The sequence below is a fragment of the Stenotrophomonas sp. STEN029 genome (assembly GCF_056760015.1).
The window spans coordinates 1-19,929 of record NZ_JBRREC010000060.1; the positions used below are offsets into that span (position 1 = coordinate 1).

Annotated in this window: 21 protein-coding genes; 15 read left to right on the forward strand and 6 right to left on the reverse strand. The window is 64.8% G+C overall.

Annotation, left to right across the window (positions count from 1 at the left end):
- Window positions 1-135: 135 nt before the first annotated feature.
- The 5 genes from ACVOLI_RS13445 to ACVOLI_RS13465 all read left to right on the forward strand — a co-directional run bounded on the left by ACVOLI_RS13445 (window position 136) and on the right by ACVOLI_RS13465 (window position 3,516).
- Window positions 136-723 (forward strand): 5-formyltetrahydrofolate cyclo-ligase, encoded by a 588-nt coding sequence (locus ACVOLI_RS13445; protein ID WP_481614791.1) that lies wholly within the window; start codon window positions 136-138, stop codon window positions 721-723.
- The gene (locus ACVOLI_RS13450; protein WP_481614792.1) at window positions 720-1,202 is read left to right on the forward strand and encodes an EVE domain-containing protein; all 483 of its coding nucleotides are present in this window, start codon (window positions 720-722) and stop codon (window positions 1,200-1,202) included. The genes ACVOLI_RS13445 and ACVOLI_RS13450 overlap by 4 nt, the downstream gene beginning before the upstream one ends.
- Before the next feature lie 113 nt (window positions 1,203-1,315).
- Entirely contained in the window at window positions 1,316-1,963 is a 648-nt protein-coding gene (gene rpiA / locus ACVOLI_RS13455; RefSeq protein WP_481614793.1) for a ribose-5-phosphate isomerase RpiA, read from the forward strand.
- Window positions 1,964-2,142: 179 nt separating this feature from the next.
- On the forward strand, window positions 2,143-2,601 hold the full coding sequence (locus ACVOLI_RS13460) for a DUF192 domain-containing protein (RefSeq protein WP_481614794.1): 459 nt from the start codon (window positions 2,143-2,145) through the stop codon (window positions 2,599-2,601).
- A gap of 66 nt (window positions 2,602-2,667) precedes the next feature.
- Window positions 2,668-3,516: a SirB1 family protein gene (locus ACVOLI_RS13465; RefSeq protein ID WP_282273212.1), complete on the forward strand. Its 849-nt coding sequence runs from the start codon at window positions 2,668-2,670 to the stop codon at window positions 3,514-3,516.
- A 275-nt stretch (window positions 3,517-3,791) separates the two neighbouring features.
- On the opposite strand, the gene ACVOLI_RS13470 is transcribed toward ACVOLI_RS13465, so the two are convergent.
- The gene (locus ACVOLI_RS13470) at window positions 3,792-3,983 is read right to left on the reverse strand and encodes a rubredoxin (protein WP_282271680.1); all 192 of its coding nucleotides are present in this window, start codon (window positions 3,981-3,983) and stop codon (window positions 3,792-3,794) included.
- A gap of 69 nt (window positions 3,984-4,052) precedes the next feature.
- Between ACVOLI_RS13470 and thiE the strand changes: the two genes are divergently transcribed.
- A complete protein-coding gene (thiE, locus tag ACVOLI_RS13475) occupies window positions 4,053-4,679 on the forward strand; it encodes a thiamine phosphate synthase (protein ID WP_481614795.1) in 627 nt (208 codons plus the stop codon).
- Window positions 4,680-4,832: 153 nt separating this feature from the next.
- Window positions 4,833-6,125 carry a glutamate-1-semialdehyde 2,1-aminomutase gene (gene hemL / locus ACVOLI_RS13480; protein ID WP_481614796.1) on the forward strand — a complete coding sequence of 431 codons (1,293 nt, stop codon included), beginning with the start codon at window positions 4,833-4,835 and terminating at the stop codon, window positions 6,123-6,125.
- 120 nt (window positions 6,126-6,245) lie between these two features.
- Here the strand turns inward: hemL and azu are convergent, their stop codons facing one another.
- The gene (azu, locus tag ACVOLI_RS13485; RefSeq protein ID WP_282271671.1) at window positions 6,246-6,698 is read right to left on the reverse strand and encodes an azurin; all 453 of its coding nucleotides are present in this window, start codon (window positions 6,696-6,698) and stop codon (window positions 6,246-6,248) included.
- 137 nt (window positions 6,699-6,835) lie between these two features.
- On the opposite strand from azu, the gene ACVOLI_RS13490 reads away from it, so the two are divergent.
- From ACVOLI_RS13490 to ACVOLI_RS13510, 5 genes are all read left to right on the forward strand, one after another.
- A complete protein-coding gene (locus ACVOLI_RS13490; protein ID WP_481614797.1) occupies window positions 6,836-7,432 on the forward strand; it encodes an HAD-IA family hydrolase in 597 nt (198 codons plus the stop codon).
- Window positions 7,433-7,508: 76 nt separating this feature from the next.
- Window positions 7,509-8,627: a type 1 glutamine amidotransferase domain-containing protein gene (locus ACVOLI_RS13495; RefSeq protein WP_481614798.1), complete on the forward strand. Its 1,119-nt coding sequence runs from the start codon at window positions 7,509-7,511 to the stop codon at window positions 8,625-8,627.
- A 3-nt stretch (window positions 8,628-8,630) separates the two neighbouring features.
- Entirely contained in the window at window positions 8,631-9,329 is a 699-nt protein-coding gene (locus ACVOLI_RS13500) for a response regulator transcription factor (RefSeq protein WP_481614799.1), read from the forward strand.
- The gene (locus ACVOLI_RS13505) at window positions 9,326-10,618 is read left to right on the forward strand and encodes a sensor histidine kinase (RefSeq protein WP_481614800.1); all 1,293 of its coding nucleotides are present in this window, start codon (window positions 9,326-9,328) and stop codon (window positions 10,616-10,618) included. The genes ACVOLI_RS13500 and ACVOLI_RS13505 overlap by 4 nt, the downstream gene beginning before the upstream one ends.
- 89 nt (window positions 10,619-10,707) lie before the next feature.
- Window positions 10,708-12,447 carry a serine hydrolase domain-containing protein gene (locus tag ACVOLI_RS13510; protein ID WP_481614801.1) on the forward strand — a complete coding sequence of 580 codons (1,740 nt, stop codon included), beginning with the start codon at window positions 10,708-10,710 and terminating at the stop codon, window positions 12,445-12,447.
- Between the two features lie 131 nt (window positions 12,448-12,578).
- Here the strand turns inward: ACVOLI_RS13510 and ACVOLI_RS13515 are convergent, their stop codons facing one another.
- Window positions 12,579-13,808 carry an acetylornithine transaminase gene (locus ACVOLI_RS13515; protein ID WP_481614816.1) on the reverse strand — a complete coding sequence of 410 codons (1,230 nt, stop codon included), beginning with the start codon at window positions 13,806-13,808 and terminating at the stop codon, window positions 12,579-12,581.
- A gap of 70 nt (window positions 13,809-13,878) precedes the next feature.
- Between ACVOLI_RS13515 and ACVOLI_RS13520 the strand changes: the two genes are divergently transcribed.
- Complete coding sequence (locus ACVOLI_RS13520) at window positions 13,879-14,742, forward strand: ion transporter (RefSeq protein WP_296250305.1); 864 nt, start codon at window positions 13,879-13,881, stop codon at window positions 14,740-14,742.
- Window positions 14,743-14,879: 137 nt separating this feature from the next.
- Here ACVOLI_RS13520 and ACVOLI_RS13525 read toward each other — a convergent pair whose 3' ends face one another.
- Window positions 14,880-15,695, reverse strand: coding sequence for an SDR family oxidoreductase (locus tag ACVOLI_RS13525; RefSeq protein WP_481614802.1), 816 nt, complete (start codon window positions 15,693-15,695; stop codon window positions 14,880-14,882).
- Window positions 15,696-15,837: 142 nt separating this feature from the next.
- On the opposite strand from ACVOLI_RS13525, the gene ACVOLI_RS13530 reads away from it, so the two are divergent.
- Window positions 15,838-16,512, forward strand: a complete 675-nt coding sequence (locus ACVOLI_RS13530) for a hypothetical protein (RefSeq protein WP_481614803.1) — start codon at window positions 15,838-15,840, stop codon at window positions 16,510-16,512.
- A 60-nt stretch (window positions 16,513-16,572) separates the two neighbouring features.
- Here the strand turns inward: ACVOLI_RS13530 and ACVOLI_RS13535 are convergent, their stop codons facing one another.
- Window positions 16,573-17,115, reverse strand: a complete 543-nt coding sequence (locus ACVOLI_RS13535) for a DUF2867 domain-containing protein (protein ID WP_481614804.1) — start codon at window positions 17,113-17,115, stop codon at window positions 16,573-16,575.
- Window positions 17,112-17,774, reverse strand: a complete 663-nt coding sequence (locus tag ACVOLI_RS13540) for a protein kinase family protein (RefSeq protein ID WP_481614805.1) — start codon at window positions 17,772-17,774, stop codon at window positions 17,112-17,114. Before ACVOLI_RS13540 ends, ACVOLI_RS13535 begins: the two co-directional genes overlap by 4 nt.
- Window positions 17,775-17,900: 126 nt before the next feature.
- On the opposite strand from ACVOLI_RS13540, the gene ACVOLI_RS13545 reads away from it, so the two are divergent.
- Window positions 17,901-19,916, forward strand: a complete 2,016-nt coding sequence (locus ACVOLI_RS13545) for a bifunctional DedA family/phosphatase PAP2 family protein (protein WP_481614806.1) — start codon at window positions 17,901-17,903, stop codon at window positions 19,914-19,916.
- Window positions 19,917-19,929 lie beyond the last annotated feature (13 nt).

The following is a 19,929-nucleotide window of genomic DNA, read 5'->3' on the forward strand; positions in this document are numbered from 1 at the left end:
TTTTCAATCCTCGCCACCCCACACCCCCCCCGGGGGCCGCCACTACAAAAGCTTGGCTCCCCAAGTGCTTCGCACTTACCCTCTCCCCACCCCTTTCCCGCTGGAAGATGGGCTTCCAAGCCTCGACCTTCGCAGATGACCGACCCCCGCCAACTCCTCCGCCAACAACTGCGCCAGCGCCGCCGCGACATCCCCGCCGCCGAGCGCATCGCCGCGGCCGAAGCCCTGGCCACAAACCTCCTGTCCCTGCCTTTCGCCGGGATCAGTGGCCATGTCGCCGGTTACTGGGCGATGGACGGCGAGATCGCCCTGCACCGCTGGCAGATGCAGTTGCCGCCACAGCAGACCTATTGCCTGCCGGTACTGCACGGCAAGCTGCTGCGCTTCGCCCCGTGGCGGCCCGGGCAGGCACTGGTCAGCAACCGTTATGGCATTCCCGAACCGGATGTCGACCCCACGCAGGCACTGCGGCCGGAAGAAATGGCCTTGGTCGTCGCCCCGCTGGTGGGCTTTGATGACGGTGGCCGGCGGCTGGGCATGGGGGGCGGCTGGTATGATCGCAGCTTCGCATTTCGGCAGCGCCAGGCCGCGCCGCCGTGGCTGGTGGGGGTAGGTTTCTCCGCCCAGCAGCTGCCGTCATTGCCGGTCGAGGACTGGGATGTGGCGGTGGATGCCATCTGTACCGAGCAGGCCACTCTCTACCCGGAACCGTTGAACGCATGACCGCCCGCAAGCGCTATTGGCTGATGAAGTCCGAACCGGACGCCTTTTCCATCGACGACCTGCAGCGCGTGGGCACGGAACCGTGGAATGGCGTGCGCAACTACCAGGCACGCAATTTCATGCGCGATGGCATGAAGGTCGGCGACGGCATCCTGTTCTACCACTCCAATACCAAGGTGCCGGGCATCGTCGGCATTGCCACGGTGGCCAGCGAAGCCTACCCGGACGACACCCAGTTCGATCCAGAATCCGATTACTTCGACCCCAAGAGCAGCCGCGAAGAACCGCGCTGGATGCTGGTGGACGTGGGTTTCGAGCGCAAGCTGGCGCAGGTGATCGCGCTGGACGAGATCAAGCTGCATGCCGAGGAACTGGGCGAAGGTTTCCCGCTGACCGCCAAGGGCAACCGCCTCTCGGTGTTCCCGGTTACCGCTGCACAGTGGAAGCTGCTGCTGTCGCTGGAAAAGAAAGCCAAATAATTCCCTCTTGTGGGAGCGGCGTAAGCCGCGAGGCCGGTGACCTGAGACGACTTCAGCTTCGCGGCTCACGCCGCTCCTACAAAAAACCCGTTTTCCAACTGATCGAGCCCACCATGTCCGAAGCCAAGCGCCTGGCCGCCGAAAAAGCCATCGAGTACATCCAGAAGGGAATGATTGTCGGTGTCGGCACCGGCTCCACCGTTGCCTACTTCATCGAAGCCCTGGCCCGCATCAAGGACCAGATCGAAGGCGCGGTTTCCAGCTCCGACCAGAGCACTGCCCTGCTGAAAGGCCACGGCATCGAAGTACTGGACCTGAACCACACCGGCGGCCTGTCGCTGTACGTGGACGGTGCCGACGAATGCGACGGCAACAAGAACCTGATCAAGGGCGGCGGTGCCGCGCTGACCCGCGAGAAGATCATCGCCGAGGCCAGCAAGCAGTTCGTCTGCATCGTCGACCCGAGCAAGCAGGTCAAGGTGCTGGGCAAGTTCCCGCTGCCGGTGGAAGTGATCCCGATGGCACGCAGCCTGGTCGCCCGCGAGATCCTGGCACTGACCGGTGGTCAGCCGGTATGGCGCGACGGCGTGGTCACCGACAACGGGAATCTGATTCTGGACGTGCATAACCTGGCGATCACCGACCCGGTGAAGCTGGAACAGCAGCTCAACCAGATTCCCGGCGTCGTTACCGTAGGTTTGTTCGCCCGCCGCCCGGCTGACGTAGTCATCATCGGCGGCGAGCCGCCGCAGGTGCTGTAAGCCAAGCCAGCAAAGCTGTTGCTTTGGCTTTGGCTTTGGCTTTGGCTGTTGCTCCAGCGTTGGCTCGTTGCTCTTCCCTTCTCCCGTTCACGGGAGAAGGTGCCCAACGGGCGGATGAGGGGAAGCTTTTGACTTCCCCAGCCGATCCGATGGTTCTCTTTCCCAGCCGGTCCCAACCCATGCCCAAATCATTCCTGCGCACCCTCCTTGCCCTGTCCCTGCTCGCCCTGGCCGGCTGCGCCAGCGCCGACAGCAAGCATTGGGTGGAACTGGCCGGTGCCCGCTACAACGTGGAACTGGCGCAGAACGACGAAACCCGCGCCCGCGGCCTGATGTTCCGCGACCAGATGGACGCCGACCACGGCATGCTGTTCATCCACGACCGCGAAGAACCGCAGGCGTACTGGATGAAGAACACCAGAATCCCGCTGGACATCCTCTACTTCGACAGCCAGCGCCGCCTGGTCGGCCAGCAGCGTGATGTGCCGCCGTGCTCGGCCGGCGACATGTGCCCGCCCTACCCCAGCTTCAACCCGGCCCTGTACGTGCTTGAGCTCAACGCCGGCCAGGCCGCCAAGCTCAAGCTGGAAGACGGCGCCGAGCTGACCTTCGGCCCAGGCATCGCCACCGGCAACTGACTGATACACACAAATTGAACAGCGGCGCCCTTGAACCGGCGCCGCTTTGCCGCCAGTCTTGGGGGCATGTCTGAAACACGCATTACCCTGCCACAGTGGGAAGAACTGGCCGGCTTGCCCGATGAGGCACTGCCGCTGCTGTCGACTGCCCTGCTGATCGCCCGCGACGAATACCCACAGCTGGACCCGGCCGCCTATGACCGCGTGCTGCAGGCCCATGCCGATCACCTGCGGGTGGAAGTGGACGCCATCGGCGAATGGCCGCTCAAGGTTGCCGCCATCAACAACCACCTCTTCAATGAAGTGGGCTACAGCGGTGACAACGACGAGTACTACGACCCACGCAACAGCTACCTCAACGAGGTGTTCGAGCGCCGCCTGGGCAACCCGATTTCGCTGGCCCTGGTGCAGATCGAAGTCTCGCGCCGGCTTGGCCTGCCGCTGGAGGGCATTTCCTTCCCCGGCCATTTCCTGGTGCGGCTACCGGTGGAAGACGGGGTGCTGATCATGGACCCGTTCAACGGTGGCCGACCGTTGAGTGTGGACGAACTGCGCGAGCGCGCACGCAGCAACCTGGGCGGCGAGACCCCGGACGACAACGTGCTGGCACAGATCCTGGACCCTGCCCCGCACCGCGCCATCCTGATGCGAATGCTGCGCAACCTGCACGGTGTCTATGCTGAACGCGGCGAATGGGACCGCGCCGCACGCAGCGCCGACCGCATCCTCAAGCTGGCCCCCGAGCAGGCCGATGCCGTACGCGATCGCGGCTTGGCCTACATGCAGCTGGAGCATCTGGCCGGTGCCCGCGCCGATCTGGCGCGCTACCTGAAGATGGCGCCGGAAGCCGCCGATGCCATCGGCATCCGCGAGCGTCTGGTGGAACTGGGTGGCGAAAAACCGAGGCTGCATTGAGCCCGGCATAGCACCTGCCTTGCCAGGCTTTCGTGGGAGCGGCATCAGCCGCGAAGCCATTGCGGCATCCGAAGCCGGTTGTAGGAGCGGCATCAGCCGCGAAGCCATTGCGGTATCCGAAGTCGGCCAAGCACATTCACCTACCGAAGGGGCGTCTTGGCTTCGTGCGCAAAGTCGCTCCTGCAGAAGTGCTGCGTTGATCAATGGCTTCGGATGCGGCAGTGGCTTCGCGGCTGACGCCGCTCCCACAAACAGCACAAGCCACGCGCTGCGGCTCAATCCAGCTCGACCATCTCGAAGTCATCCTTGGTCACGCCGCAGTCCGGGCAGGTCCAGGTGTCGGGCACGTCTTCCCAGCGGGTGCCCGGGGCAATGCCTTCTTCCGGCAAGCCATCGGCCTCGCTGTAGATGAAGCCACAGACGACACACATCCAGTTGCGCAGGTTGGAGGCCGTAGCGTCGGACATCGGGGATAATCACCGGACAGAGAAGCGGCGTTGATTGTCACATTCCCCACGCCGTACCGGTAGCCATACATGAGACAGCTTGCCGACGCCCGTGGCGTCTACCTGATCACCCCCGACGAAACCGACAGCGCGCGCCTGCTCGAACGGGTCCGCCCCTTGCTGGGCGGCACCACCTGGCTGCAATACCGCAACAAGGCGGTCGATGCGCCCACCCGCCTGGCCCAGGCCACTGCCCTGCAGGCACTGTGCGCCGAAGCCGGGGTTCCGCTGATCATCAATGACGATGCCGCCCTCGCACTGCAGGTCGGCGCCGCCGGCGTGCACCTGGGTGAAGACGACGGCGACATCGCCGCCGCCCGTGCCCTGCTTGGCCCGCAGGCCATCATCGGCGCGTCCTGCTATGACGAACTCGAGCGTGCCCAGCGCGCGGTTGCTGCCGGGGCCAGCTACGTGGCCTTCGGCGCCTTCTTCCCCAGCCGCAGCAAGGTCACCCCGCGCCGCGCCAACCCGGAGCTGCTGCGACAAAGCGCCGCACTGGGCGTGCCACGGGTAGCGATTGGTGGTTTGACCCCGGACAATAGTCGGCCTGTGGTGGACGCTGGCGCGGATCTGATCGCGGTGATCAGCGGCGTGTTCAGCGAGGCCGATCCGGTGGCGGCGCTTGAGTCTTATCGGGGCTGTTTCCAGCACAAATGACAGGTTCCTTCTCCCTCCGGGAGAAGGTGCCCCGAAGGGGCGGATGAGGGTAAGGGCGAAGCCAGGCGGTACGAGGCGCGCCTTACCCTCTCCCCAACCCCTCTCCCGAAAGGAGAGGGGCTTTGAATCACTGCCTTGTCCAGGAGTTTCACAATGAACCACGCCCAATCCCACGCCCTGTTCACCCGCGCGCAGACCTTGCTGCCGGGTGGCGTCAATTCACCGGTGCGTGCGTTCAAGTCGGTCGGCGGCGAACCCTTCTTCGTGCAGCGCGCCGATGGCGCCTACCTGCATGACGTGGATGGCAATGCCTACATCGACTACGTCGGCTCCTGGGGCCCGATGATCGTCGGCCACAACCACCCGGCCGTGCGCGAGGCCGTGCAGCAGGCGATCGGCAATGGGCTGTCGTTCGGTGCCCCGTGCGCGGCCGAGGTCACCATGGCCGAGACCATCACCCGCCTGGTGCCGTCCTGCGAGATGGTGCGCATGGTCAACTCCGGCACCGAGGCGACGCTGTCGGCGATCCGCCTGGCGCGCGGCGCCACCGGCCGCAACAAGATCGTCAAGTTCGAAGGCTGCTACCACGGCCACGGCGACTCCTTCCTGGTCAAGGCCGGCAGCGGCATGCTGACCCTGGGCGTGCCGACCTCGCCGGGCGTGCCGGCCGGGTTGAGCGAACTCACCCTCACCCTGCCCTACAACGATTTCGAAGCGGCTACCGCGCTGTTCGAACAGCAGGGCGCCGACATCGCCGGCCTGATCATCGAGCCGGTAGTCGGCAACGCCAACTGCATCCCGCCGCGTGAGGGCTACCTGCAGCACCTGCGCGCGCTGTGCACGCAGCATGGTGCGCTGCTGATCTTCGACGAAGTGATGACCGGCTTCCGTGTTGCCCTCGGCGGCGCGCAGGCGTACTACGGCATCACCCCGGACCTGAGCACCTTCGGCAAGATCATCGGCGGCGGCATGCCGGTAGGCGCCTATGGCGGCCGCCGCGAGCTGATGTCGCAGATCGCACCGGCCGGCCCGATCTACCAGGCCGGCACGCTGAGCGGCAACCCGGTGGCGATGGCCGCCGGCCTGGCGATGCTGCAGCTGGTGCAGGCGCCGGCCTTCCACGAGCGCCTGACGTCGGCAACCAACACGCTCTGTGATGGCCTCGAAGCGGCAGCGCGCGATGCCGGCGTGGCCGTGACCACCAATCGCGTCGGCGGCATGTTCGGCCTGTTCTTCAGCAGCGAGAAGGTCGAGACCTACGCACAGGCCACCGCCTGTGACATCAAGGCCTTCAACGTTTTCTTCCACGCCATGCTGGAGCGCGGCGTGTTCCTCGCCCCGTCAGCCTACGAGGCCGGCTTCCTGTCCAGCGCGCATGATGATGCGGTGATTGAAGCCACGCTGGTTGCGGCACGTGAGGCGTTCAAGGTGGTTGCGGCAGGTTGATCAACCTGCAGTGCGAATGATCGAAGTAAAGCCCCTCTCCCGTTCACGGGAGAGGGGTTGGGGTGAGGGCGGCTCTTGCTCTGAAGCTTCTCGAACCCAAGATTCGAGCTGCTCATCAGCTCACCCAAAAACCAGCTTGCCCTTCATCATTCCCCAGTGCCCCGGGAACGAACAGAAGAAGGTGTAGTCACCACCACGCGTCAACTTGCTGGTCGCAAAGCGCACCTGCGTGGTCTGCCCGCCACCGATCACCGGCGTGAACGCGATCACCCGCGCATCATTCTTCGGCAGATAACTGTCTGCCAGCGTCGAACGCATACCGGCCGTGGCCACCTGCTGGAAATCCGGCGTGCGCGTCAGCACCCAGTTATGCCCCATCGCGGTGGCCGGCATCCTGCCGGTGTGCTTCAGGGTCAGGTCCACCTGCGTGCAATCGGCGGCAACCCGGATCTGCGGCACGGAGAACTGCATCCGGTCGTTGCTTTCGATGGTGACCGCACAGGTACGGGCCAGCGCGGGCGCGGCAGGCAACAGGCCGGCAAGGGCCAACAACAGCAGGCTGGAACGCTTCACGGTGAACTCCACACTATGACAACCAAAGTGTCCTGATTCTAGGCAAATGTGTCTGATTTCACCTGTGACGCGATGTCGCAGGCTGCACATCGATGCCATGCCAGCGATACTGCAACCCCGTTCCTACCTCGCCATCGATGCAACGACCACACGCACTATTGCTGGATTTCGATGGTCTGCTCGCCGATTACGATCACCGTATCCATCTGCGCCAGCTTGCCGACGCTGCCGGCTGCACGCCTGAACAAATGGACGCGGCTTTGCGCACGGACGGGCTGGAGTTCGCCCATGCCCGCGGTGAGCTGGATGGTGAGCAGTTGCTGCAGGCATTGAATCGACGCCTTGGCAGCGCATTGGGTGCGCCACACTGGCATGCCGCACGACTCGCTGCGACCACGCTGCGCAGCGATTGCATGGCGGTGCTGGAGCGCGTCCATGCGGATGTGCAGGTTGCGGTACTGACCAACAATGGCCTGCTGACGCGGCCGGTGATCGAGAAGTTGCTACCGGGTCGGCGCGTGCTGTGCAGCGCTGCGCTCGGCGCGCGCAAGCCCGATCCGGAAGCGTATCTGGCGGCCTGTGCAGCGCTCGGCTGCGCACCGGAGCGAAGCCTGTTCGTCGACCATCTGTTCCGCAACGTACAGGGCGCCCGCGAGGCCGGGTTGCCTGCCGATACGGCGTTTCATGCACAGTCGCTACGACGCCTGCTAAAACGCCATCACCTGCTGCGCTGACCTGGTTTCCCGCCCCGATTGAAATTCATTTGATATCCGTTGGCGACACTGGCCTCCCAAGTCACTGGAGCCACCGATGAACCTGCCCTCTCGATTACTGCTGTCCCTCCTGCTGCTGGCTCCTGCATTGCCGCAGCATGCAAGTGCCGCAACGGACAAGGTACTGATCGTGGTCAGCGGTGAAGGCAAGGATGCGGGGAAACAACGCCCCGGCTACGAGTTCGACGAACTGTCGCAGGCCTGGCTGGTATTCAAGGCCAACGGCCTGCAGGTAGAGGTCGCCAGCCCCAAGGGCGGCGCGGTGGAGGCCGATAAATACAACCCGAACGAGCCCTTCAACGCTGCCTTGCTGGCCGATGCCCAGGCGATGCGGCAATTGGCCAACACCAAGGCTACTGCCGCGGTGAACGCTTCCGACTACGCCGCCGTGTATCTGGTCGGCGGCAAGGGCGCGATGTTCGACCTGCCACGTGACCAGGCTTTGCAGCAGCTGCTGGCCACGGTATGGGACAACGGCGGCATCGTGGCCGCGGTCTGCCACGGTCCAGCCGCCTTGGCCGAGGTACGACTGGCCGATGGCAGCCTGCTTGTCGCTGGTCGCCAACTCACCGGCTTCAGCAATGAAGAGGAAGCGATATTCGGCAAGAAGTGGGCGCCGCAATTCCCCTGGCTGCTCGAGGATGCGCTGCGCCAGCGTGGCGCGCAATGGCAAGAAGCCCCCTTGATGATGCCGAAGGTGGTGGTCGATGGCCGCCTGATCACCGGCCAGAACCCCTACTCCACCACCGCCGTTGCAGAAGCCATCGTGCGGGCGACAGGTCGCACACCGGTCGCCCGCACACCGTGGCGCGATGAAGCCAGCATGGCCTTGGTGGAACGCCTGCTCAGCGGCGACGTGCAAGGCGCACATGCCTCACTGGCGGCCGATGTCTCCCGCCATCACGTCGAGCTGATCGGCATCCTCGGCTATTACCAGGCACAGGCAGCACCCAACGATGCCGCCCTGGAGCAGGCCTTGCAGGTCATGGAACTGGCCTTGCCACACATGCAGGAGGCGCAACTGAAACTTGCCGCCGCCCAGGCCCACCTCACGCTCAAGCGACCGGCGCAGGCACGCGCCCTGGTACTCCAGGCACTGGCAGGCAATCCGAAGCTGGAACAGGCTCAAGCCCTCCTGCGACAGATCGATGGTTGAACCATGCCCCAGCCCGCCCTGCGCATCCTTGTGATCGAGGACAACCGCCTGCTACGCGACAACCTGCAGGCGTTGCTGTCCGCACACGGATTCCACGCCAGCTTCGCAGCCGACGGCCGCAGCGGCCTGCAAATGGCATTGGTCGACCCACCTGACGTGCTGGTGCTCGATCTGGGCCTGCCCGGCCTTGATGGACTGCAGGTCTGCCAGCGCCTGCGCGCCGAGTCCGACCGGCATATCCCGATCCTGATGCTGACCGCGCGCGATGCACTGGACGACCGCCTGCTTGGCTTCCGCAGTGGCGCCGACGATTACCTGGTCAAGCCCTTCGCTGGCGAGGAACTGGTGGCCCGCTGCCTGGCCTTGTCGCAACGCCATCGCGCCGGGCGCGAACACGTGTTGTGCATCGGCAGCCTACGGATCGATCACCGTAGCCGCGAGGTGCAGCGCCAGGGGCAACGCATAGCGCTGCACCAGACCAGCTTCGACATCCTGCTGGCGCTGGCCGAAGCATGGCCGCGCACGCTGACCCGCAGCGAACTGGCGCAACGCCTCTGGGGCGATACGCCACCCGACTCGGACCCGTTGCGCACGCACCTCTATCTGTTGCGGCAAACCCTGGACAAACCATTTGCCGCGCCAATGCTGAAGACCGTGCATGGCGTCGGCTTCCGCCTTGAGTCCGATGAGGGCATAGCGTGACGAATCCATCCACGACACCACGCAAGCGCCTGCGCAACCGGCTGATGCTGGCCTTCGCTGGCTTCACGCTGGTGGTCGCCACGCTGTTCGGGCTGTACGTGGCGGCGTTCGCCTATGCGGTTGAGGACATGTTCTTCAACGGGCTGCTGGAGCGCGAAGCCAGCGAGCAACTGCAGCATCACGCGCAGACCGGCGCATGGAAGGCACCACGCGAATCATGGATGCAGGTGATCGAGTCTGCGACAGACCTGCCCGACAGCATCGCAAGCACCCTTGCACGCGAACCGCGTCGGCGTGAATTCCCGGGCAGCGCCGGTCGCCACTACCATCTGCAGCGCCTGCAGCCTGATGCTGCTGCCGAACCGGCCTGGTTGCTGGCCGAGGTGAGCCAGTTGCTGGTTGTTCGGCCACAGCGCGCGGGTTTGTTGCAGCTGCTGGCATGGTCTGGCGTCGCGGTGATTGCGCTGGCCCTGCTGCTCGGCGCATGGCTGGCAGGTCGCACTACCGCACAACTGTCGCGGCTTGCCCAGCTTGTCGACAACGCCAAGCCCGATCACCTGCCTGCCGTGCATGCGCAGCGCTTTGCCGACGACGAAGTCGGCGTGCTGGCACGTGGGCTGGAGGCCTTGATCACCCGCATCCGTGCCTTCGTCATCCGCGAGCGCGAGTTCACCCGCGATGCCAGCCATGAGCTGCGCACACCGTTAGCCGTCATTCGCGGAACCACCGAGCGCCTTGCCCGTGATCCGTCGCTGTCGCCTGCGGCACAGCAGGGGCTTTCACACATTCGCCAGTCCACGCTGCAGCTGGAACAAACGGTCAACATGCTGCTGGCCTTGGCCCGCGAACAGGCGCTGCCTGCCGCTGGCTGCCCGAACCGGTTGCTACCGGTGATCGAGCGCGTGGTTGTCGAGCAATCGCCACTGCTGGACGACAAGCAGATCGAGCTGGATATCGACGTCCCGTTTTCCGCAAACAGCACGCTGCCACTGGCAGTGTTGCAGGTATTGCTCGCCAACCTGATCGGCAATGCTTTCGCGCATACAGCGGCCGGCACGATACGCATCGCCACTGAGGCCGAACAGCTTCGCATCACCAACCCCGGCGATGGCATCAGCGACCAGGCATTGGATGCCTTCAGCAAGGGAGCGAACAGCACTGGCTTCGGACTGGGCCTTTCTATCGTGCACCGGCTTTGCGAGCAGCACGGCATTGCGCTGGACATACGCCACGACGACGGACTGACCTCGGTCGCGTTCCCGCTCCTGCCAGCACCAGCTACGCCATGAAGACCCTTGTGCAGATTCTTCTGCTATGCGCATCCCTCTTGGCGACACCTTTTGCTGCATCCAATGACAGAAGCCAACTGTATGCCGACATGCAGCAGATCCTTGATGAGGAAGGACTGCAAGGCGCGGTCTGGGCCACCGTCGCGGCAGATGGCAGTACGGTCAGCGATTCCGCAGGCGTGCGCGATGCGGCCAGTCGCATGCCCATGCAGGACTCCACTCGCGTGCACGTAGGCTCGGTTGCCAAAGCGGTGCTTGCCATCGGCGTGCTGCGCCTGGTCAGTCAAGGCCGCCTTTCATTGGAGACACCGGTGACAGCGGTGGTTCCTGCAATCCGCTTCGATAATCACTGGGAAACCACGCACCCGGTACGTGTGCGCCACCTGCTTGCGCATACAGCTGGCCTGGAGAACCTAAAACTGGGCCAGTTCTTCAGTCTTCGCGCGACGGCTGACGTGCCCCTGGCCACCGCATCCGGAACGGAGCGTGCGCCGCTACGCGTACTCAGCCAGCCTGGCAGCCGCTTCAGCTACTCCAACCTTGGATACACCGTGCTGGGGCAGGTGATCGAGGCCATCAGCGGTGAACGCTACGAAACCTGGATGGACCGGGAAGTGCTAAGCGCGCTGGGGATGCGAGACAGCACCTTCACCTACACCACGCAGACCGGCACGCATGCAGACCCGCATCTTGCGATGGGCCACTTTGAACAGGCGCGCCCCGCACCTGCCGTACCGACGTTTCTACGCCCTGGCGCGCAACTGACCACCACCGCCGACGACATGGCGCTGTTCGCCAGCTTCCTGCTTGGCGACGGCAGCAACGCTGGGCAGCCCTTCATTGCAATGGACCTGATGAACGCAGTGACCGCACCGGCTGGAACCGAGGCTGTACGCGCGGGCCTGCCACTCGGTCATGGACTGGTACTGGTCGGGCGTGATCGACACGGCCAGATCGGCGGCTGCCATCCTGGCAACACCGTTGGCTACTGGACGATGCTGTGCATATTTCCGCAGCAACGCAGCGCTTTCTTCGTTGCCACCAACACCGACAACGAAGACGCCAAGAACGAAAGACTTAACCAGCGGCTTGTCGAAGCACTCGCACTGCCGCCCGTTTCGTCAGCGCTGGCCGCATCACCCACCACCATCTCGCTGTCACAGTGGAACGGCTTCTACATCCGTTCACCACAGGCAATGCCTGCAATTGCGCCGTTGCAGGCGCTGACCGACTTCATTCGCGTGGACACGGTTGGCGACCAGCTCCGTCTACGTTCACTATCCAGGGATGCGCAGTTGCTGCAGCCGCTTGGCAAGCGGCTGTTCCGGGCGGACGGCCGGGTTCTACCCTCGCATGTGCTGTTGATAGGTGAAGATGGTCAACCTGTCCTGAGCGACGGGCTGCGCAGCCATGTGCGGGTTCCTGCCTGGCGCATCATCGTGCCTGGGCTGCTGCTGTCCATCACCATGATCGGCGTTGTCATCATGATGCTGGCCGGTGTTGTGTTGGCGATACGCGGAAAGCTGCGTTGGCAGCATCCGGTTCTCCTGCCATTCCTGGCCGGTACGGCCTTGCTGCTGCCAATAGCCTTGCTCCATCGGCAATCCCTGCTGGAACTGGGTGACCGGACTGTAGCGAGCATGTCGCTGGCCGGCGTGAGCTTGCTGCTGCCGTTGGCGCTGGTGACAGGAACAGCAGTGGGGCTGCATGGATGGCGACGCGCCGAGCGCGGAACGCGACTGCTGACGGCATGCCTGTTGGCGACCCTGCCCGGCTTTGGACTGCTGGTTGCATGGCAGTTGCTGCCATTGCGGCTGTGGCTGCTGTAAATGCCTGCGTCCCGACCTTTGCACTGACTCAGACCACAAATACACGATGCCCCCGAGTGACCGCTGTACGCGGAACAGGTCGGGGGCATCAGGTTTCCGCAGCACTGGGCTCGCCAGTGCTATCGCTTGTTTCAGCCGCGTGAGGCGATGTAAGCCGCAATCGCCTCGCGTACGCGCTTCAGGCCTTCCGCCACTTCTTCGTCGGTGATGTTCAGCGCCGGCACGAAACGCAGCACGCTGGTGCCGGCCTGCAGGATCAGCACCTGCTTTTCGGCCGCCAGATCCAGCAGCACGCCGATGTCAGCGACGTAGTCGGGCTTCAGCACCGCGCCCAGCATCAGGCCCATGCCGCGCACCTGCTCGAACACGCCGAACTCTTCGCCGATTGCTTCCAGACCGGCTTTCAGTGCGGCCGACTGGCGCACGACATTGGCCTTGATCTCATCTGACGACAGCTTGCGCAGCGCCACGCGGGCAACCGCTGCCGCCAGCGGGTTGCCACCGAAGGTGCTGCCGTGCGCGCCAACACCCATGATGTCGGCGACCTTGGGGCCGGCCAGCATCGCGCCGATCGGGAAGCCGCCACCCAGCGCCTTGGCCAGGGTGACGATGTCCGGGGTCACGCCCCAGTTCCAATGCGCGAACAGCTCACCGGTACGGCCCATGCCGACCTGGATTTCATCCAGCACCATCAGCGCATCGTGCTGGTCGCACAGCTCGCGGGCGCGGCGCATGAACTCCGCACTGGCCGGCATCACCCCGCCCTCGCCCTGCACCGGCTCGAACATCACCGCGGCAACATCGCCAGCGGCCATCGCTTCTTCAAGCTGGGCGACGTCGTTGAAGTCCACGTAACGGAAGCCACCGGGCAGCGGCTCGTAGCCTTCCTGGTACTTGGGCTGGGCGGTAGCGGTGACCGTGGCCAGGGTGCGGCCATGGAAGCTGCCACGGAAGGTCACGATGAAACGCTTCTCCGGGCCACGGCCCTGCGCGCTGGCCCACTTGCGTACCAGCTTGATCGCCACTTCATTGGCTTCAGCGCCGGAATTGCACAGGAACACGCGCTTGGCGAAGCGCGAGGCATCCACCAGTTCCTGCGCCAGGTGCAGCGGTGGCTCGCTGTAAAACATGTTGCTGGTATGCCACAGCTTGTCGGCCTGCTCGAACAGGGCGGCCTTCAGGTCCGGGTTGTTGTGGCCCAGGCTGCATACCGCGATGCCAGCGGCCAGGTCGATGAACTCACGGCCCTGCGTATCCCACAGTCGCGCGCCCTGGCCTCGCTCCAGCACCAGCTGGCGCGGGCGGTAGACCGGCAGGTAGTAATTGGACAGGGACAACAACGGCTCGACGACAGCGGTCATGGCGTTCCAGATCAGTGGGTGTGAACGGTCCATTGTCCTCCATTCCGTGGGCCTGCGGCACAATGGGCGCATGCGACTGTTCTCAGCCCCCCAACTGAACCCGGCCAGCGACAGCGGTTGGCGCCGCCGCTGGTTCGACATCATCCACCGCACCGACACCCCGCCCTCGCGCCGCTTCGACCTGCTGCTGGTCTGGGCCATCCTCGCCAGCGTGCTGGTGGTGATGTTCGACAGCGTGCAGCACATCCACACTGCCTGGGCCAGCTGGTTCTATGTGGTCGAGTGGGGTTTCACCCTGCTGTTCACCGCCGAGTACCTGCTGCGCCTGCTGGTGGTACGGCGGCCGCTGCGCTACGCGTTCAGCATCTGGGGCATCATCGACCTGCTGGCGATCCTGCCTTCCTATATCTCCTTCTTCATCCCCGGCGCACAGAGCCTACTGGTGGTGCGGGTGCTGCGCCTGCTGCGGGTGTTCCGCATCCTCAAGCTGACCCGTTACATCGAGGAAAGCGGCGTGCTGATGGCCGCGCTATGGCGCAGCCGCCGCAAGATCCTGCTGTTCCTGTCGATGGTGGTGACCATCGCCATCATCGCCGGCGCCTTGATGTATGTGATCGAAGGCCCGCAGTACGGTTTCAGCAACATCCCCGCCAGCATGTACTGGGCGGTGGTGACAATGGCCACGGTGGGTTTTGGCGACATCGTCCCGCACACCACGCTGGGCCGCTTCATCACCTCGGTACTGATCCTGATCGGCTACAGCATCCTGGCCGTGCCGACCGGCATCTACACCGCCGAGCTGGCTGGCAACATGCTGCGCGAAAGCCGGCGCGACAACCGTGGCTGCACGGTGTGCGGGCACGAAGGGCATGAGTTCAAGGCGAAGTACTGCAACCGCTGCGGACATGAGTTGCCGGAGCATCTGGAGCATTGAGTGCCACGCGCAGGTTGTGGGAGCGGCGTAAGCCGCGAAGCTGGTGATGCGAGAAAGGCCCTGAAAACCACCCCCTCCCCAACCCTCCCCTACGCCTACGGCGCAAGGGAGGGAGACAACATCGGCCTCGGCACTTCTCAGAGAAACAGATCCGGCATCAGCGGCCGTGTCGGGTCCATCGCATAACCCGACAGATCGGTGATGCCCGCCTCCGCCAGCACCTCGTCGTCCAGCAGGAACTGGCCACTGAAACCAGCCGCGGTCCGGGTCAGCACCGCATGGGCGGCATCGGCCATGATCTCGGGTTTGCGGCAGCCCGCCACATCCACACCGGGAATCATGTTGATCGCATCGGTGGCGATCACCGTACGCGGCCACAAGGCATTGACTGCAACGCCCTGACGGCCAAACTCAGCCGCCAGGCCCAGGGTGACGAAGCTCATGCCCATCTTGGCCAGGGTGTAGCCGGTATGCGGGCCCCACCACTTCGGGTCGAGGCTGGGCGGCGGCGCCAGGGTCAGGATGTGCGGGTTCGGCGCCTGCAGCAGGTGCGGCAGGCAGGCCTGCGCGCACAGGAAGCTGCCGCGCGAATTGACCTGCTGCATCAGGTCGAAACGCTTCATCGGCGTATCGAGGGTGCCGCGCAGCCAGATCGCCGAGGCATTGTTGACCAGGATGTCGATACCGCCAAAGGTGTCCACGGTTGCAGCCACCGCAGCATTGACCTGGTCTTCATCGCGGATGTCGCACTTCAGCGCCAGCCCCTGGCCACCTGCGGCCCTGACGGCCTCGGCAGCGGTGTGGATGGTGCCCGGCAGCTTGGGATTGGCGACCGCCGACTTGGCGGCGATGGCAACGTTGGCACCGTCGCGCGCGGCGCGCAGGGCGATGGCCAGACCGATGCCGCGCGAGGCACCGGTGATGAAAAGGGTCTTGCCTTGCAAGCTGCTCATGCGCACTCCGGGACCGGTAAGAAAGCAAGCCGCATTATGCCGATACCTGCACTCACGCACAGTCCTGCGGTTTGCCCGGACTTCGACACTCAGGGTTCATATGACTTGCCGATACTGGTGGGATATCGCGCAAGGATTCCCGATGAAGACACTCCACCTGACTGCTCCGCTGTTGCTCGCACTTGGCCTTGGTGCCTGCCAGAAGCCGCCCCTCCCTGCTGAAGTACCGGCGGCGGCCAAGGATGTCACCGCACAGACCACCGGCCTGGGCGAACAGGCTGCCCGCATTGGTCCCAATGCCGTATGGACGGGGTCGATCGAGTCCTGCCGCACCGACACCGCCGCCGACAACTGCCTGCTGCAGATGATGCGTAGCAGCGGTGCGTCTGCCGCCGCACTGACGGCTGCCAGCACCTTGTCAGCGCAGGGCAAGCCTGGCTATGTCACCGCATGGCAGAACGTCGAAGGCATCGGCGTGGCCACGCTGGAGTTCCCCTTCCGCGCAAATACCAATCAGGGCACCTGGCTGGTGGATGCCAACGGCCTGGCCATCGATGTGGACGAAGAAGTGCTCGATGACGCAGCACGCGGCTCGGATGCCTACAAAGCCTTCTCCAGCAAGCACCCCGACTCCGGCCCGTTCGCACCTGCCGTGTCCGCCGGCACCCAGGCTTTGCCCGATGGCGGCGTGCGCCTGCGCTACACCACGCCACTGCGCAGCTGCCATGCCTGCGCCGACGATGGCCATGTGACCATTGGCTACGACTTTGATGGCAAGCGCAGCTTCAAAGGCCGGCAATTGCTCGAACTGCGCTGAGAAAGCGCAGATCAGCCGCCATGGCAGAGCCTGCACTGCGCTCAGCACAGTCCGTGCAGCTCAACCTCGTCCGGACATGACCATGCGCCGCGCATAGCGCTCCAGCAGACGCGGCACGATTACCCGGTGCAAGGGCGCTACCGGCAACATGTACAGACGGCCAAACGGTCGGTGCAGGTGGACCACGGTGCTCACCTGCAACTCGCAGCTGTCATCGCCGGGGCCAAGCTCTACTGACAGTTCGACGCGCAGATGACGGTCGCTGTCGCCCAGTACCACGCCATCGGCCGTCAGCGCCCGCACGGTGAATATCCCGAGCCTGTCGCCAACTGCCAACCCTTGCGGTGCATGCACCGGCACGCTGCGGATCGCGCCCAGATGCTTCATTCCCAGCAGCCGCATGCCGGCATTGCGCAGTCGCATCAGGCCATCGAACCAGGCCGGCACCTGCCGGGCGATATCCAGATAGGCCTGTACCGCGCTCTCCGGCCGCCGGGCCAGGGCTATCCTTGCGGCATGCGCAAAATGACTTCCCGGCAGCTGGGGGTGCAGCAAGGCGCCCACCGCTATGTCCACCTCGCGCGCCCGCACGGCGGCGCTCAAGGTTTGGGCCCCTGACCTTCGTTGTCTTCCCAATGCAGGATGCGGCGGGTGACGAAGCGGTAGACCGGCTTGCCGGTGGCAAACCACAGCTCGCGAATCCACGAATGCCGTTTGAGCAGGCGCAGCTCCACCGGGGTCAGCGCCTGCCGGCAGTACATGCGTTTGTGCTTGAGCAGGTGGCGCAGGTCTTCGCGGGCCAACAGCCGCATCCAGCGCGAACGCGGGTTGCCGCACACCGCCAGCTGGAAATCGATCAGCGCCGGGGAACCGTCCTCGCGCACCAGCCAGTTCGCTTCCTTGGCCAGGTCGTTGTGGGCGATGCCATGCCGGTGCACGCGTTGCAGCAGGCGCCGCGCGGCACGGAAATACGCCAGATCGCCATGTGGCGGGCGCTGGTACATGGCCGCACCTTCCATGTAGCTGCGGTCCAGCCAATGTCCGTCCCAAGCCAGCAACTTCGGCGTCGCCTCCATGCCGTCGAGCTTGGCCAGCGCACGCGCTTCCCGCCGCGCCAGCCACCAGGCCGGCAGGCGCAACCACAAGGGCGTCGCCCCCAGGTCGCGGCGCACGAAGCGCCCTTGCGGGCTTTCCATCAACAGGATTTGTCCGAAGCTGTCAGCCTTCAGCGCGGTGACGGGTGCGGGCGCAGAGTCAGTCATTGCAACATTCTAGCCGCCCGCGCGCCTTTCACTGAGCGACATCGCAGGTGAACGACCACACCTGCGATCCACTGAACCTCTGCCGCTGCCATCGGTCTGACTCGGGCTTCCCTTTATAATCCGCTGATGAATTCTTCCTGGATCGACGCCACGCTTGCGTGGATCGCCGCCAACCCCGTCCTTGCTGGCCTGGCGATCTTCGCCATCGCCTTCTGCGATGCCGTGATCATCCTCGGCGCCATCGTGCCGGCTTTGCCGCTGATGATCGCGGTAGGTGTATTGATCGGCATGGGCGAGTTGTCCGGCCCCTATGCGGTGATATGCGCCACCTTGGGCGCCTTTGCCGGCGACGGCTTGAGCTATTGGGTGGGGCGCCGTTGGGGTGACCGCCTGCGCGGCGTATGGCCGTTCAGCCGTTATCCACAGCTGCTGGACCGTGGCGAAGTCATGTTCCGCCGCAATGCGTTCAAGAGCATCCTGATCGCCCGCTATGTCGGTGCGATCCGGCCATTTGTTCCGGCCATCGCCGGCATGGCCAACATGCGTTTCGTCAGCTATCTCAAGGCCAGCGGTCTGGCCTGCCTGTCCTGGGCCATCCTGTTCCTGCTGCCCGGCTGGGCGCTTGGACAGGCCTATGACGCCGTCGCGGCGGTGGCCGGACGGCTGTTCCTGGTGGTCGCTCTATTGGGCGCCCTGCTGGGCCTGGTCTGGGCCATCGTGCTGTACGGCTACCGCTGGTCGGCGACACGCATGGACGGTTGGCTGGCCCGCCTGCTGGCCTGGTCGCACCGCCACCCGCGCTTCATCGGCCACTCCTTGAGTGACTTGTTCGACCCCAAGCGCCGCGAATCGGTACCGCTGGCGATGCTGGCGCTGATGCTGCTGGTGCTGGGCTGGGGCTGGTTTGCACTGCTGATGGTGGTGGTCGGCCACGGCGAACCGCTGGCCCTGGACCTGGCCGTGCACCGCTTGATGCTGGCCCTGCGCAACCCGCTGGCCGACTACCCGATGGCCGCACTGGCCTCGCTGGGCGACTGGCAGGTGCTGTTGCCCGCCATCGCTGCAGGCATGGGCTACCTGGCCTGGCGGCGGCGCTGGATGGCGGTCCTCCACTGGCTGGCAGCATTGGCCTTCGGCCTGGCGCTGACCAAGCTGCTGGGTGCCACCGTCGACGTGGTGCGGCCACCGGCTGCCAGCAGCGGCTTTGGCTTCCCGTCGGTGGCGGTGACCATGGCCACCATCACCTTCGGCTTCTTTGCCGTGCTGATCGGCCGCGAGCTGCCGGGGCGCACCCGCGTCTGGCCGTACCTGCTGTCCGGCGCGGTGGTCACGGTGATTGGCTTTGCCCGCATCTACCTGGGCGCGCATTGGCTCAGCGACGTGATCGGCGGCATGCTGTTCGGCGTGTTCTGGCTGCTGGTGCTGGGCGTGGCCTATCGCCGCCGCTTCAACCGCTCGTTCTGGGTCAAGCCAGTGACATGGCTGTTCTATGGCGCGTTCCTGGTGGCCGGGCTCTGGTATGCGCCACGCAACGTGCCGGCCAAGCTGGCCAAGTTCGAACCGGCGGCCGCCGCGACCACACTGATGGACGCGTCGCATTGGTGGCAGCAGGGCTGGCGCGAGCTTCCAGCACGTCGCAATGATTTCGATGACGACCAGCGCTGGCCGTTGGATGTGCAGGTTGCCGGTCCCTTGCCGGCCCTGCAGCAGCAGTTGGAACGCAACGGCTGGACCCTGCAGCCGCAGGCCGGCTGGCAACAAGCACTGATGATGCTGGACATGAAAGCCACGCCACAGCAGGTACCGGTGTTGCCTGCCACGCTAGACACCAATGTCGAGGCACTACTGATGCTGCGTCCCGGCGAACGCCCGGATGAGGTCTATGCACTGCGTTTGTGGCCATCCTCTGCACGCCTGCAACCCGGGCAGGCGCCGGTATGGCTGGGCAGCGCACAAACGCTGCGCTACCAGCGCCACCTGAAGCTGTTTGGCATGTGGCGGCCATTGCGTGGCGTCGATCCTGCACTGGACGCACTCAAGCAGTCACTGGAAGGCCTGGAAACCCAGCAACAGGTGCAGCCGGAGACGGGTTTGCCGTTGTTGATGATCCGTGCCGAGCCAGCACCGCAAGAACGACTGTAGTGCCGAGCCATGC